General features: G+C 70.6%; 12 protein-coding genes. 4 read left to right on the forward strand and 8 right to left on the reverse strand.

Annotation, left to right across the window (positions count from 1 at the left end):
- The first annotated feature begins 116 nt into the window (after positions 1-116).
- Positions 117-323, forward strand: a complete 207-nt coding sequence (locus QIS96_RS36925) for an acyl-CoA carboxylase subunit epsilon (RefSeq protein ID WP_282547260.1) — start codon at positions 117-119, stop codon at positions 321-323.
- A gap of 434 nt (positions 324-757) precedes the next feature.
- Here the strand turns inward: QIS96_RS36925 and QIS96_RS36930 are convergent, their stop codons facing one another.
- The 8 genes from QIS96_RS36930 to QIS96_RS36965 form a co-directional block, all read right to left on the reverse strand.
- Positions 758-1,336 (reverse strand): GTP-binding protein, encoded by a 579-nt coding sequence (locus QIS96_RS36930; protein WP_282547261.1) that lies wholly within the window; start codon positions 1,334-1,336, stop codon positions 758-760.
- Positions 1,317-1,946: a DUF742 domain-containing protein gene (locus QIS96_RS36935; protein WP_408907327.1), complete on the reverse strand. Its 630-nt coding sequence runs from the start codon at positions 1,944-1,946 to the stop codon at positions 1,317-1,319. Before QIS96_RS36935 ends, QIS96_RS36930 begins: the two co-directional genes overlap by 20 nt.
- 105 nt (positions 1,947-2,051) lie before the next feature.
- Positions 2,052-2,465 carry a roadblock/LC7 domain-containing protein gene (locus QIS96_RS36940; protein ID WP_282547271.1) on the reverse strand — a complete coding sequence of 138 codons (414 nt, stop codon included), beginning with the start codon at positions 2,463-2,465 and terminating at the stop codon, positions 2,052-2,054.
- Between the two features lie 10 nt (positions 2,466-2,475).
- Positions 2,476-5,760: a sensor histidine kinase gene (locus tag QIS96_RS36945; protein ID WP_282547263.1), complete on the reverse strand. Its 3,285-nt coding sequence runs from the start codon at positions 5,758-5,760 to the stop codon at positions 2,476-2,478.
- 385 nt (positions 5,761-6,145) lie between these two features.
- Positions 6,146-6,733: a GTP-binding protein gene (locus QIS96_RS36950; RefSeq protein ID WP_282547264.1), complete on the reverse strand. Its 588-nt coding sequence runs from the start codon at positions 6,731-6,733 to the stop codon at positions 6,146-6,148.
- A complete protein-coding gene (locus tag QIS96_RS36955; protein ID WP_282547265.1) occupies positions 6,714-7,118 on the reverse strand; it encodes a DUF742 domain-containing protein in 405 nt (134 codons plus the stop codon). The genes QIS96_RS36950 and QIS96_RS36955 overlap by 20 nt, the downstream gene beginning before the upstream one ends.
- 95 nt (positions 7,119-7,213) lie before the next feature.
- Positions 7,214-7,633: a roadblock/LC7 domain-containing protein gene (locus QIS96_RS36960; protein ID WP_282547266.1), complete on the reverse strand. Its 420-nt coding sequence runs from the start codon at positions 7,631-7,633 to the stop codon at positions 7,214-7,216.
- Positions 7,634-11,308, reverse strand: coding sequence for a sensor histidine kinase (locus tag QIS96_RS36965; protein WP_282547267.1), 3,675 nt, complete (start codon positions 11,306-11,308; stop codon positions 7,634-7,636). It abuts the gene before it with no gap.
- A 564-nt stretch (positions 11,309-11,872) separates the two neighbouring features.
- Here QIS96_RS36965 and QIS96_RS36970 point away from each other — a divergent pair.
- The 3 genes from QIS96_RS36970 (at position 11,873) to gltX (ending at position 14,647) form a co-directional block, all read left to right on the forward strand.
- Positions 11,873-12,064 (forward strand): hypothetical protein, encoded by a 192-nt coding sequence (locus tag QIS96_RS36970; protein ID WP_282547268.1) that lies wholly within the window; start codon positions 11,873-11,875, stop codon positions 12,062-12,064.
- 275 nt (positions 12,065-12,339) lie between these two features.
- On the forward strand, positions 12,340-13,137 hold the full coding sequence (locus QIS96_RS36975; protein WP_282547269.1) for a fumarylacetoacetate hydrolase family protein: 798 nt from the start codon (positions 12,340-12,342) through the stop codon (positions 13,135-13,137).
- The gene (gene gltX, locus QIS96_RS36980; protein WP_282547270.1) at positions 13,130-14,647 is read left to right on the forward strand and encodes a glutamate--tRNA ligase; all 1,518 of its coding nucleotides are present in this window, start codon (positions 13,130-13,132) and stop codon (positions 14,645-14,647) included. The genes QIS96_RS36975 and gltX overlap by 8 nt, the downstream gene beginning before the upstream one ends.
- Positions 14,648-14,683 lie beyond the last annotated feature (36 nt).

A 14,683-nucleotide genomic window follows, 5' to 3' on the forward strand; every position in this document is an offset into this window, starting at 1 on the left:
GATCGCGTCGCTCGCGATGCTCAGCAACAAGCACGCGGACCTGCCGTCCCGCAAGCACGGCAACCCGCCCCAGTGATTTTCCGTCCCGACTCTCACGTTACGGAGACCCCGAACTCATGAGCACTCCCACCGATCATCTGCTGCGGGTCGAGAAGGGGCACGCGGAGCCGGAGGAGCTGGCGGCCATCACCGCCGTCCTGATGGCGCGCGCCGCGTCCCAGCCGCAGCCGCATCCGGTGGCCGCGCACGGCCGCTCCAAGGCCGGCTGGCGCCGCCTCGAGCGCACGCCGGGCTTCCGCGCCCCGCACAGCTGGCAGGGCTGAGCACCCTCTCCGCCCCCTCGGGCCCCCACCACGAACACCGTGGCGGGGGCCTTGCTTTATCCCCCACCCCGCCCCTTCCCGAAAGTCCTCAGCGGACAGCTCCGAGGGCTCCGCCCCCGGCCCCCGCCCTCGGGGCTCCGCCCCGCCCCTTCCCGAAAGACTGCCGTCGGCATCGGGGCTGCCGCCCCCGGCCCCCGCTTCGGGGGCCAGCCCCCGGACCCCCGCTCCTCAATCGCCGGAGGGGCTGAATTTTGTGGGTTGGGGGCTGGATTCACGTGCCCCGTCAGGGGCGCGGGGAACTGCGCGAGCGGCCACGACGGCGCGGCAGACGAAATACACAGCGCCGCAGGCTTTCGGGAAGGGGCGGGGAGGGGAAACAAAAGTCCCGCACCCCCCAACCGGGGGCGCGGGACCAGGGAACCGGAGCGGCAGCGCTACCGCAGGCGGGCCATGAGCGCGTGCTCGACGAGCGTGATGAGCGCCGACTTGGCGTCCGCACGGTGACGGGCGTCCGTCGTGATGATCGGGGTGTCGGGGCCGATCTGGAGGGCCTCGCGGACCTCGTCCGGCTGGTAGGGCTGGTGCCCGTCGAACCCGTTCAGCGCGATGACGAACGGAAGCCCCGAGTTCTCGAAGTAGTCCACGGCGGGGAAGCAGTCCGCGAGTCGACGCGTGTCGACCAGAACCACCGCGCCGATCGCGCCGCGCACCAGGTCGTCCCACATGAACCAGAACCGGTCCTGACCGGGCGTACCGAAGAGGTACAGGATCAGGTCCTGGTCGAGCGTGATACGGCCGAAGTCCATCGCCACGGTCGTCGTCGTCTTGTCGCCCGTGTGCGTGAGGTCGTCGATACCGGCCGACGCCGACGTCATCACAGCTTCCGTGCGCAGCGGGTTGATCTCCGAGACGGCGCCGACGAACGTGGTCTTGCCCACGCCGAAGCCGCCCGCCACCACGATCTTCGCGCTGGTGGTAGAGCGGGACGCACCGCTAGAGCTTGCGAAGTCCACTGAGCACCCTTTCGAGCAGTGTCACATCTGGCTGTCCGCCGGCGTTCTCGTCGCCGCCGGGCTGATGGATGGCCACGAGTCCGGCTTCCGCGAGGTCCGCGACCAGGATCCGGGCCACCCCGAGGGGGATGGAGAGCAGTGCCGAGATCTCCGCGACGGACTTGATCTCCCGGCACAGGTTGCAGATCCGCTGGTGCTCGGGGAGCTGTCCCTGGAGCTGGTGCGGCTGCGCCGTGGTGTGCACCAGCGCCTCGATGGCGAGCTGGTACCGCGGCCTGGTGCGTCCGCCCGTCATGGCGTACGGACGCACGAGCGGGTTGTGCGCACCCCCGGCCGGCTGCTGCTCCGCGGGGCGCGGCTGCGGCTGCACGGGCTGGATGCGCGGCGCCTGCGGCTCGTACGGGGCACGCGGCGCCGGCGGCCGCTCCTGTCCGTACGGCTGCTGCGGGCGCTGCGGGGGCGGTGCGTACGGCTGCTGCTGCTGACGGCTGGGTGCGGAGGGGAAGTTGTAGCGGTTCGGCGTGCCCTCGCCGCCCTGGCCGCCCTGGGCCTGGCCGTATGACCAGTTGGCCGAAGACGAACCCTCTGGGGGTGTTGCGCCACTTGCCACGTGCTTCCTCCTCCAACTGTGCCGGGCATCCATCAACGTGGTGCCGCGCCCCGAACTTTACGGCCCCGGGACGCGAATACGCACTGCCTGTCTGCTAGTTGAGAACTAGCCGAGAAGGCTTCCCTGAAGCTCCGCGCGCAGGTCGGGGGTGAGTACGGTGCCCGCCCGGTCGACGAGAAGCGCCATCTCGTACCCGATGAGACCGATGTCCGCTTCGGGGTGTGCGAGTACGGCAAGGGAGGAGCCGTCGGAAATGGACATGATGAAGAGAAACCCTCGCTCCATCTCCACAACTGTCTGATTCACGCTGCCGCCCTCGAAGATGCGGGACGCACCCGCGGTCAACGAGGTCAGACCCGACGCGACGGCCGCCAGCTGGTCGGCGCGGTCGCGGGGGAACCCTTCGGACATCGCCAGAAGGAGTCCGTCGGCGGAGACCACCACCGTGTGGGAGACACCGGGGGTGTTCTCCACGAAGTTGGTGATCAACCAGTTCAGGTTCTGCGCCGCCTGGCTCATCGGGCTCACACTAACGCTCCTGGTTGTAGTTGCCACCAGGACCACTGTGCATATTTCCAGTGGCCTGGCCGTTCGAGTCGCTTCCTGCATCGCGTCCCCGCTGGACGCCGCGGCGCAGGTTGCTCAGCCTGCCGCGTACGTCCTCGGGGGCGCGGGAGACCTGGGGCCCGCCCTGCGGGGTCTGCTCCGCCGTGCCCTCGACCAGGTTGGCCTTGGGGACCCGGCGCGGCAGCCCCGACGAGGTGACCCCGCCGGCCCTGGGCTGCCGGAGCTGCTCGGCGCGCTGCCAGCGCTCGTCGTTGGCGGAACGCCAATCGTCGTCGCCGGCACCGTTGCCGCCCGTTCCTGCAGGTGCGTCCTCCGCCTGGGGACGCGGGGGAGTGGTGTCCTGAACCGGCCCCGGCGTCCACACGTCGCCCGTCGCGTTCCGGTGACCGTTGCTCGCGGCGGTGGAGCCGCGGCGCGGCAGGCCCGCGTCGGTCAGCTCGTGCACGGAGGAAGGGGCAGGTCCCTGACGGTCGAAACCTACACGCTCACGGTCCGCTTCGGGAGCCGGGGGAGCAGATTCCGGTTCCGACTCGTAGGGGTTCCCGAAGGCATCGGTCGCAGAGCCCTGCTCGCGCCAAGTGCCTTGCTGCGGTTGGTCGTTGTAGTCGGCGTACGTGTCCTGGCCGGTGTTCTGCGCAGCGCCCCGAGCCTCGAAGCCGTCGAAGCCCGAGTCCGCGTACGCGGATTCCGGATAGCCCTCGTAGCCGCCACCCTGGTTCGCGTAGCCCTGCTCGTGGCCGACCTGCTGCGCGTACCCGTCCTGGGGGGCGTACGCGTCCTGGTGGCCGTGCTCGTAGCCGCCCTGCTGCTCGTACGCGGCCTGCCGGTCGCCGTACGCGCCCTGCTGCTCGTAGGGCTGCTGCGGCTGCTCGGAGCGGTCCAGGTCGCCCTGGTCGTACGACTGCGGGGAGACCTCGTCGCGGAAGAGCGGGCGGTCGCCGGACTGTGACTCGAGGGCGGCGCGGCGCTCCTCGCGGTGCAGCGAGCGGCCCACCGGGTCGAGCTCCGCGGAGCCCTCGTCGTAGCGGCTGTCGTCGAAGCCCAGCTCGGCGGCGGTGCGCAGCTGCGGGGCCTCGTAGGCCGGGGCCTGCTGCTCGGGCACGATCCGGGAGACCGTGAACTCGCTCTCCGGCAGGTCGCCGCCGCCACCGTGGGTGATGGCGTCCGGCAGCATGACGAGCGAGGTCGTGCCGGCCTGCTCGCCGGAGGGGCGCAGCTGGACGCGGATGCCGTGCCGGTCGGAGAGCCGGCCGACCACGAAGAGGCCCATGCGCTGGGAGATCGCGGCGTCCACGGTCGGCGGGTTGGCCAGCTTGTGGTTGATGTCCGCGAAGTCCTCGGCGGTGAGGCCGATGCCCTTGTCGTGGATCTCGATCATGACTCGACCGTCGGGGAGACGGGTGGCGGTCACGCGAACCTTGGTCTGCGGGGAGGAGAACGTGGTGGCGTTCTCCAGGAGCTCGGCGAGCAGGTGCACGAGGTCGGTCACGGCACGGCCGTGGATCTCGGCCTCGGGGACGCCGGACAGCTCGATGCGCTCGTACTGCTCCACCTCGGAGGAGGCGGCGCGGAGCACGTCGACCAGCGGGACCGGCTGGTCCCAGCGGCGGCCGGGCTCCTCGCCGGCGAGGACGAGGAGGTTCTCGCCGTTGCGGCGCATACGGGTCGCCAGGTGGTCCAGCTTGAAGAGGTTCTCCAGCTGGTCCGGGTCGGCCTCGTTGTTCTCCAGGTCGGTGATCAGGGTCAACTGGCCCTCGATCAGCGACTGGTTGCGGCGCGACAGGTTGGTGAAGATCGCGTTGACGTTGCCGCGGAGCAGGGCCTGCTCGGCGGCGAGCCGGACGGCCTCGCGGTGCACCTGGTCGAAGGCGCGGGCGACCTCGCCGATCTCGTCCTGCGTGTTGATCGGGATGGGCTGGACGCGGGTGTCGACCCGGCCCGGCTCGGTGCGCGAGAGCTGGTCGACCAGCATCGGCAGGCGCTGCTCGGCGATGCCGAAGGCGGCGGTGCGCAGCCGGCGCATGTTGCGGCTCATCTGGCGGGCCATGAGGCCGGCGACGATGAACGCGGCGAGCACGGCGGCGAGGACGACGGAGCCGTTGATGTAGGCGTCGCGCTCGGCGTCGTCGGCGATCTGCGCGGACTCGTCGACGGCCTTGTCGATGAGCTCGGTCTCCAGGTCGCGGTAGCCGTCGAACTTGGCTGTGGTGGTGGCGAACCAGGCCTCGGGGGTGACGCCGAGGCCCCGCAGGGTGCTGGGCCGCGCGCCACTGGAGATCAGCTCGACCATCTTCTCGGCGGACGGCGGGGCCTTGAAGGTCTGGCCCTGCGCACGGGCGGCGCGGGCGGCCGCGGCGAGCTTCTTCTTGCCCTCGGACTGCTTGTCGCGCATCACGGACTTGAGCTTCTGCTCGTCCTCTTCGGTGCCCGCGGAGATGTACTCGTTGATGGCGATGTACTCGAGGTACGCGTACGAGCTGAACGCCGTGGACTGGGCCTTCAGCGTCTTTGGGTCCCGGCTCGGGCGGACGAGCAGGTGCGTGCCGATGGAGCGCTGCAGCGAGACGGAGGCCTTGGAGAGCGAGATGGCGTAGATGGTCCGGCCGTAGCTGGTGATGTTGCCGGTGCCGAGGCCGAGCTCGTTGGCGAACTCCATCAGGGAGTGCTGGACCTGGACGTAGCCCTCTTCGGTCTTCACCGGGTCCATCGGGCGGGTGTAGGCCGCCTTGCGCAGGTCCGTGAGCTTGGACTCGTTCTCCTTGAACAGCGAGAGGCGGCGCTCGAGGCCCTGGTCCTCCGGCATGTCCTTGACGGCCTCGTCGAAGGAGGCCTTGGCGGCGTCGGTGGCGTCCCGGGCCTTGTCGACGGCGCCGTCGGGGTCCTTGCCGGTGAGCAGCGGGGCGGCGGACAGGTCGCGTTCGTTGAGCAGCGCCTGGCCGTAGTTCTCGGCGGCGCGCACGATGAGGGCGGTCTTCTCCGCGTCCTCGGCCTCGCTCCACGTGTCAATGGAGCCCTTGACCTGGAAGGTGCCCATCACGATGGCGACGATCACGGGTATGAGCAGGATCGCGTTCAGGCGGGTCGGCACCCGCCAGTTGCGGGGCGAGAGCTTGCTGCCGCTGCCGGCGGGCGCCGCTTCGGGGCCCGGCGTCGGCGCGGGCGCCGGCGTGGGTGCCGCAGCTCCGCGCGACGGCGGGGTGAAGTTGCCCCGCTCCTGCGGCTCGGGGCTGTTCTTGCTTCGCCTCACTCGACCAACAACCTCTCGGCGAGGGCACCTGGTGCGTGCCGCTTCGTCTTCGTGCCCCGGGCTACTGGGCAGTTCAGCGAATTTCAGCACGTCAGCGGCGGCTCCTCCAAACAGTGGGGAGAGCTTGGTTCTGGTGACCTGAACCGCAGATAAAACGGGCATAAAGCGGGAGCCCTGACAAAAGGCGAGCGCGAGTTGAGCGCAGTGGTACCGCGTGAATGCGAGCCGTGTTGGCCGCGGCGCAATTCTCTGTCGAAACGTTATGAACACCGAGGCGGGCCGTGTCAAAGGACACAGCCCGCTCCGGCGGGGCCTACGACAACTGCCTTACGTCGTCGCCGACTTGAGGCGTATCGAGGCGTAGGTGCCAGGGGGAGACGCCTCCCTAGCGCAGTCGGGCCATGAGCGCGTGCTCGACGAGCGTGATGAGCGCCGACTTGGCGTCCGCACGGTGACGGGCGTCGGTGGTGATGATCGGGGTGTCGGGGCCGATCTGCAGGGCCTCGCGGACCTCGTCGGGCTGGTAGGGCTGGTGCCCCTCGAAGCCGTTCAGCGCGATGACGAACGGGAGCCCTGAGTTCTCGAAGTAGTCGACGGCGGGGAAGCAGTCGGCGAGACGGCGGGTGTCGACGAGGACGATGGCGCCGATCGCGCCGCGCACCAGGTCGTCCCACATGAACCAGAACCGGTCCTGACCGGGCGTACCGAAGAGGTACAGGATCAGGTCCTGGTCGAGCGTGATGCGGCCGAAGTCCATGGCCACCGTGGTGGTGGTCTTGTCGCCGGTGTGCGTGAGGTCGTCGATACCGGCCGAGGCCGACGTCATCACGGCCTCGGTGCGCAGCGGGTTGATCTCCGAGACGGCACCGACGAACGTGGTCTTGCCCACGCCGAAACCGCCCGCCACCACGATCTTCGCGGACGTGGTGGAACGACCCGACGAGACCGGGTCGTTAGAGCTTGCGAAGTCCACTGAGCACCCTTTCGAGCAGTGTCACATCTGGCTGTCCGCCGGCGTTCTCGTCGCCGCCGGGCTGATGGATGGCCACGAGTCCCGCCTCGGCGAGGTCCGCGACCAGGATCCGCGCCACCCCGAGCGGCATACCGAGCAGCGCGGACACCTCGGCCACCGACTTCACCTCGCGGCACAGGTGGCAGATCCGCTGGTGCTCGGGGAGCAGCCCCATCAGCTGGGCCGGGTCGGCCGTCGTGCTCACCAGCGCCTCGATGGCGAGCTGGTAGCGCGGCCGCGTCCGGCCACCGGTCATCGCGTACGGACGCACCAGTGGCTGGTCGCCCTCCGGCCCGTACGCGGACTGGGCTCCGTACGGGTCATGAGGGGCGGTGGGCGGGGTCATGGATCCTCCGGGCTTGGACAGCAAGTGGTCGGCTAGCCGTCTTACGGGGCCGGTGGGGGACGGGCCGGACGGGTGGGCGGGGTGCGCGGTCCTGGCTAGTGCAGCAGGCTCCCCTGGAGCTCGGCGCGCAGATCCGGGGTGAGCACGGTGCCCGCCCGGTCGACGAGCAGCGCCATCTCGTATCCGACGAGGCCGATGTCGCACTCGGGGTGCGCAAGCACGGCGAGCGAGGAGCCGTCGGACACGGACATGATGAAGAGGAAGCCGCGCTCCATCTCCACCACGGTCTGGTTGACCGGGCCGCCCTCGAAGATGCGGGACGCGCCCGCGGTGAGGGAGGTCAGGCCGGACGCGACCGCCGCCAGCTGGTCGGCGCGGTCACGCGGAAAACCTTCGGACATCGCGAGCAGCAGACCGTCGGCCGACACCACCACCGTGTGGGACACCCCTGGGGTGTTGTCCACGAAGTTGGTGATCAACCAGTTCAGATTCTGCGCCGCCTGGCTCGGACTCAACTAACGCTCCTGCTGGTGAGAGGGGCTGCGGAAACTGCCGGTCTGGCCGGTGCCGGCCTCACGACCCTGCTGAATTCCGCGGCGGAGGTTGGTCAGCCGGCCGCGCACGTCGTCGGGCGAGCGCGACACCTGAGGGCCGCCCTGTGTCTGTTGCTGCTGCTGTGCCGTACCGGCCACGAGGTTCGCCCGCGGCACTCGGCGCGGCAGGCCGGAGTCGGTGACCCCGCCTGCCGAGGGCTGCTTGACGCGCTCGGCCTGGCGGCCCAGCTCGTCGTTGGGGGACTGCCGCCAGTTGCCGGGTGCGGTCGGCGGGGCGGGCGGCATCGGCGGGGCCTGCTGCTCGGGGCGAGCGCCCGGAGCAGCAGGACGGCCGCCGTTCTGCGGGTGCTGCGGGCCGCCGTGCGCGTTCTGCGGGGCCTGCTGCTCCTGCTGACCGTGGAACCAGTTGGTCTCCAGGGTGTCGAACAGCGGCGTACGGCCGTTGTCCGGCGGCAGGTCGACCGGGCCCGTCAGCGCATCGGGCTGCTGCTGCGGGGCCTGCGGCTGCTCGGCCCGGCGCGGCAGCCGGTGCTCGCCGGAGTCCCGGGCGCCATTGCGGGCGCCGCCGCCGAGCGGGGCCTGCGGCAGCTCGGGACGCGCGAACTGGCCGGTGGAACCGGGGCCTTGGCCTTCGGCGCCGCGACGGCCGGCGTCGGGGCCGGGCTGCTGCGGTACGGAGCGGGGCCCGGCCGCTTCGGGGCGCGGGGCCTCGAAGTCGGGGCGGGCGAACTCGGCCGTGGCGCCAGGCCCTTGCCGGTCGCCCTGCCGGCCGCTCTGCCGGTCGTCGGGCTCGACGCGGGCGAGCTGCGCGGTGGAGTCCACGGCGGGCGCGGAGTCGTGCTGCTCGCGCGCGGCGTCGACGGAGGGGCGCAGCTCCTTCGCGCCCCAGGAGCTGGTCTGCGGCTGCGGGTTGCCGCCGGGCAGCTCGGCCCGCGGCCCACCGGGCGGCGGCAGCTGCGGCTGACCTGTGTCGGCACGGCCCTGCCCCTGGTCCCCGCGCTGCCGCGGCGGTACGGGAGCGGCGCCCGCGGCACCGGTCGGCTGAGCGGCGCGCGGCCCGCCGAAGACGTCGGAACGCTGGCCGCCGTTGAGCGCGTCGCCCACACCGGGACGGCCCTGCGGGTCGACCGGACGGTGCTGCGGCTCACCGGCGCCGGGCCGCGTCGGCAGCCCACCGGGGCCCTGCGGGGCGCGCGGGGCGCCGCCCTGCGGCTGACCGGCCCCGGGACCCTGGCCCTGACCGGCGCCCAGCTGACCTGCGCTCGGACCCTGACCCTGACCCTGACCCTGACCCGGCCCGTCGCCCCGGCTCGGCAGCGCGGCGCGCGGACCCGAACCGGCAAGCTGGCCGCCGCCCTGGCCGCGGCCCGGAGTGGCGCCGAGGCGACCCGCGGGCGCACCGCCCTGACTGCCGCGGCGCGCGGCGGCGACACCGGCGGCGGCCTGAGCCGCGGCGGGACCGCCGGACGGCGCGGGGCCGCCGGCCTTGCTCGGCACCTTCTTGCCGCCCTGGGCGACATCGACGGGAAGCATGACCAGGGCGGTCGTACCACCGGAGTCGGACGGGCGGAGCTGGATGCGGATGCCGTGCCGCTGCGAGAGGCGGCCGACCACGAACAGACCCATGCGGCGCGAGACGGAGACGTCCACGGTGGGCGGCGAGGCGAGCCGCTCGTTGATCGCCGCGAGGTCCTCGGGGGAGAGGCCGATGCCGGTGTCGTGGATCTCGATCAGGACGCGGCCGTCGGGCAGCGCGTGACCGGTGACCTTGACCTTGGTCTGCGGCGAGGAGAACGAGGTGGCGTTCTCCAGGAGCTCGGCGAGCAGGTGCACGAGGTCGTTGACGACGCGGCCCGCGACCTCGGTGGTCGGCACGGCGGCCAGCTCGATGCGCTCGTACTGCTCCACCTCGGAGGCGGCGGCGCGGAGCACGTCGACGAGCGGGACCGGGCGGGTCCAGCGGCGGCCCGGCTCCTCACCGGCGAGGACGAGGAGGTTCTCACCGTTACGACGCATGCGGGTCGCGAGGTGGTCGAGCTTGAAGAGCGAGGAGAGCTGGTCCGGGTCGGCCTCGCGGGACTCCAGCTCGGAGATGAGCGACAGCTGACGCTGGATGAGGCCCTGGGAGCGGCGCGAGAGGTTGGTGAACATCGCGTTGACGTTGCCCCGGAGCAGGGCCTGCTCGGCGGCGAGCCGGACGGCCTCGCGGTGCACGTCGTCGAAGGCCGTGGCCACCTGGCCGATCTCGTCCCGGGAGTGCACGCCGACGGACTCGACGGAGGTGTCGACGTCCTGCGGGTCGGACTCGGAGAGCTGCTTGACCAGGTCGGGCAGCCGGTCCTGGGCGACCTTGGTCGCGGTGTCCTGCAGGCGGCGCAGCGAGCGGATCATGGACCGCGCCACGACGAACGCGCCGACGAGCGAGACGCCGAGGACGAGCAGGATCAGCGCACCGTTGATGATGGCCTCGCGCTGCGACTCGTCGCGCAGGTTGCGGGCCTCCTGCTCCATGTCGTTCAGGAGCGTGGTCTCGATCAGCGCCATCTGCCGCAGCTTGGTGGTGGCGGCGTCGTTCCAGTCGGGGTACGAGCGCTTCTCGCGGTTCTTCAGGCCGCTCGGGCTCTCCAGGACGCGGGCCGCGTAGTCGTTGGCGTCCTTGATGACGGCGTTGGAGTCGTCGAGCGGCTTCATCAGCTCGGCCGCGTTGCCGCCGGTGCCCTCGTACGACCGCTGGAAGCTGTCGAGTTCGGCCTCCTCGTTGCGCAGCGCGGAGAGCGCGTAGAGGCGGTCGTTGTCGGAGAGCTTGCCGAACTCGGTCTTGTTCGGCGGGAGCGCGGCGGAGATCACGGCACGCTGCAGCGAGGCGTACTCCTTGGCGGACGAGAAGGCCGCGAGGGTACGGGTGCGCTGGATCATCTCCGGGTTGCTGGTGGCGAGCGCCATGTCCCGGGAGAGGCCGAGCAGCTGCTCGATCAGCTGGTTGTAGCTGGAGACGGTCTGCGAGGTGGGCAGGCCCTGCTTGTACGCGTCGCGGCGGATGTCCTTGAGGACGCGCAGCTGCGTGGAGATCTGCACGACGTTCTGGCGGATGCTGTCGATCGCCTGGTCGCCGCGGGCGTCGTCGATGTCCGAGGTGCCCTGCAGGAACGAGTCGCGGGCGCGGTCGGTCTTGCCGCGGGCGCCCTTGACGGTGAAGTCCGAGGCCTTGGCGCCGTGTGCGAGGGGGCCCGCCGACTGGTCGCGCTCGTCCTGCAGCGCGGCGGCCAGCTCGGTGGCCTGCTTGGTCATGTCGGTGAGCAGCTTCATCCGGTCGAGCTGCTCCATCTCGTCGACGGAGTCGCTGATGCGGATGGCGCCGAGCGAGGTCGCGGCGACCACGGGGAGCGCGAGCAGGGAGACCAGACGCGTGGAGATGCGCCAGTTGCGCAGGGCTATTCGGGAGCCGGCGCCGGAGGGCTTCTTCGTGGTCGCGGGGGCCGTCGAGGCGCCGCCCTTGGACGCACCGGTGCCCTTGCCGCGGCCGCCGTCGGAGCCCGCGGTGTCGCCCGGTGAGGAGTTGCCGGGCACGGGGCCAGTCCCGCCGCGCAGCTCCGGCTCCGCCGCAGCGCTGCCTTCCCTCTTGAAACGTCCCTGCACTAGCGTCGCAACCTCTGGACCAGGCGTCCCGCCGCGCGAACGGTGGGACGGTGTCGGCGTCGTGGAGCCCGTCCGAGCTCCGGTGGTCGTCAGTGACCGGCGCGTCTCCCCCTCTCCCACCGCCGCTCGACGCTGCGTTGCGCCCGTGCGCGCCGGTTCATACCTGCGGCGGTTTCCCGGAATTCCAGCACAGTGCCGGATCTCCAACAAGCCCTGCCGCCGGGCTGTGACGTCTGTGACAGCCGGTGACGGAGGTGTTACGAGACGTCGAGCAGCATCCCGTGCATAACGGACTTTTGATTACGTACGCGTTGGTCGCCGAGGGTGTCCCAGTCGCCATGATCGGGAGCGGAATCGGCGCTTCAGTACCGGAATGTCTGTTCCGCTCGCGCCCGCAACTGGTCCGTTCTGTCTGGTTCGTCCGGTCGCTCGTGAGCAAACTCACATGAAGATCAAGGGGAGTTCCCGCCTTTGCGGGGAATTCGAATGTTTAGCCTGACGCTTTACAGGGATGGCCGAACCGTCAACCCCGAGTCCACAGAGAGCCAAGAGGTCGAAGCCGCCGTGAAGACGACGATGATCATCCGCAACATAGCCAACCCGCGGCGCACCACCCTGGCGCACCTCAAGGACGCAGACGAACTCCAGGCCGCCCCCGAGCAGCCGGCCGCCGACCTCGCGGAGCTCCCGACCAACACGGCCAACCCGCGCCGCACGGTCCTCATGGAGGCCCCGGTCACGGCGGCCGCGGAGTAATACAGCGAGGTCGCACCCCCCTCGGCCCTGTCTTCGATCTCCCGCCTGCCCCGCGACGCCATGCACGCACTCTCGCCGCACCGGACAAAGACCCAAGTAGCTCCGCTACGAGGGCCTTCGCCCGGCACGCCGAGAGCACGCACCTGACGCCGCGGGGCCACCCTCCGGGTGACGACGGGAGATCGAAGACAGGACCGAGCGCGTTAGCCTGGAGCGTCAGTCTCCACCTGGAGGCGTGAGTCTCCAGGCTAAGCAAGCAGAGGGGCCCGCATTCCGTGCGCATCGCCAGGTTCTCCATCGACGGCAATGTCGCCTTCGGCGCGGTCGAGGGCGACAGTTCCACCGCGACGGACGGCGAACTCGTCCTCGACATCATCAAGGGCATTCCGTACGCCGACTTCGAGCTCAGCGGCGTCAAGGTCCCGCTCAGCAAGGTCCGCCTGCTGCCCCCGGTGATCGGCAACAAGATCGTCGCCTTCGGCCGCAACTACGCCGACCATGCCAGGGAGATGGGTAACGAGGTCCCCGAGACCCCCTTCGCCTTCTTCAAGCCGACCACCTCGATGATCGGCTCCGGCGACCCCATCGTGTACCCCGGGTTCACCCAGGAACTCCACCACGAGGCCGAACTCGCCGTCGTCATCGGCCGCATGTGCCGCGAAGTCCCGCGCGAACGCGTCAAGGACGTCATCTACGGCTACACCTGCGCCAACGACATCACCGCCCGCGACGTCCAGCGCCGCGAGAAGCAGTGGGCCCGCGCCAAGGGCTTCGACGGGGCCTGCCCCATCGGCCCCTGGGTGGAGACCGGCCTCGACCTCGCCGCCGCGAGCGACCTGGCGATCCAGTGCACGGTCAACGGCGAGCAACGCCAACTCGGTTCCACGAGCCAGATGATCCACTCCATCGAGGACCTGATCGTCAACGTCACCGAGGCGATGACCCTGCTCCCCGGAGACGTGATCCTCACCGGCACCCCGGCGGGGGTCGGCACCCTCAACGTCGGCGACGAGGTCGCCGTCACCATCCAAGGCATCGGCACTCTCACCAACAAGGTGATCAAGCGTGGCTAACGCAGACTCCCCCAAGCTCTCGACTCCGCTCGACCAGGGGGTACCCCCACGCGTCCGTTTCTGTCCCTCCCCGACCGGCAACCCCCACGTGGGCCTGGTCCGCACCGCCCTCTTCAACTGGGCCTACGCCCGGCACACCGGCGGCAAGCTCGTCTTCCGCATCGAGGACACGGACGCGGCCCGCGACTCGGAGGAGTCGTACCAGCAGCTCCTCGACTCGTTCCACTGGCTCGGGTTCGACTGGGACGAGGGCCCCGAGGTCGGCGGCCCCAACGCCCCGTACCGCCAGTCGCAGCGCATGGACATCTACCAGGACGTCGCGCAGAAGCTGATCGACGGCAAGTACGCCTACCCCTGCTACTGCACCACCGAAGAGCTGGACGCCCGCCGCGAGGCCGCCCGCGCCGCCGGCAAGCCCTCCGGCTACGACGGCAAGTGCCGCACGCTCACCGACGAGCAGAAGCAGGCGTACGAGGCCGAGGGCCGCAGCCACATCATCCGCTTCCGCATGCCCGACGAGCCGATCACCTTCGACGACGCGGTCCGCGGCGAGCTCACCTTCACCCCGGAGAACGTCCCGGACTACGGCATCGTCCGCGCCAACGGCGCCCCGCTGTACACCCTGGTGAACCCGGTCGACGACGCGCTCATGGGCATCACGCACGTGCTCCGCGGCGAGGACCTGCTCTCCTCCACCCCGCGCCAGATCGCCCTCTACAAGGCCCTGATCGAGCTCGGCGTCGCCAAGGAGATCCCCACCTTCGGGCACCTCCCGTACGTGATGGGCGAGGGCAACAAGAAGCTCTCCAAGCGCGACCCGCAGGCCAGCCTCAACCTCTACCGCGAGCGCGGCTTCCTGCCCGAGGGACTGCTCAACTACCTGTCCCTGCTCGGCTGGTCGTTCTCCGCCGACCAGGACGTCTTCACGATCAAGGAGATGATCGAGAAGTTCGACCTGGCCGACGTCAACGCCAACCCGGCCCGCTTCGACCTCAAGAAGGCCGAGGCGATCAACGCCGACCACATCCGCATGCTGGACGTGCAGGACTTCGCCGCGGCCTGTGAGCCCTGGCTGAAGGCCCCGCACGCCAACTGGGCCCCCGAGGACTTCGACCAGGCCAAGTGGGAGGCGATCGCCCCGCACGCCCAGACCCGCCTCACCGTCCTCTCGGACATCACGGCCAACGTCGACTTCCTCTTCCTGCAGGAGCCGGTCGAGGACGAGGCGTCCTGGACCAAGGCGATGGGCAAGGGTGACCCGGCCGCCCTGCTCACCACGGCCCGCGCCAAGCTGGAGAGCGCCGACTGGACCTCCCCCGAGGCGCTCAAGGAGGCCGTCCTGGCCGCCGGCGAGGAGCACGGCCTCAAGCTCGGCAAGGCCCAGGCCCCGGTCCGCGTAGCCGTCACCGGCCGCACGGTCGGCCTGCCCCTCTTCGAGTCCCTGGAGATCCTGGGCAAGGACAAGTCCCTGGCCCGCATCGACGCGGCGCTGGCGAAGCTCGCCGGCTGAGTTCTCCCACGTACGCCCCGAAGGGCCCGGAAGCAC

Origin of the sequence: Streptomyces cavernicola (assembly GCF_029968035.1) — a bacterium.
Lineage (GTDB): Bacteria > Actinomycetota > Actinomycetes > Streptomycetales > Streptomycetaceae > Streptomyces > Streptomyces cavernicola.

What these genes read in the sequence shown, in the direction of transcription:
- QIS96_RS36925 (WP_282547260.1), top strand. Translation starts at nt 117, where the DNA reads ATGAGCACTCCCACCGATCATCTGCTGCGGGTCGAGAAGGGGCACGCG.
- QIS96_RS36940 (WP_282547271.1), bottom strand. Translation starts at nt 2,465, where the DNA reads ATGAGCCAGGCGGCGCAGAACCTGAACTGGTTGATCACCAACTTCGTG.
- QIS96_RS36955 (WP_282547265.1), bottom strand. Translation starts at nt 7,118, where the DNA reads ATGACCCCGCCCACCGCCCCTCATGACCCGTACGGAGCCCAGTCCGCG.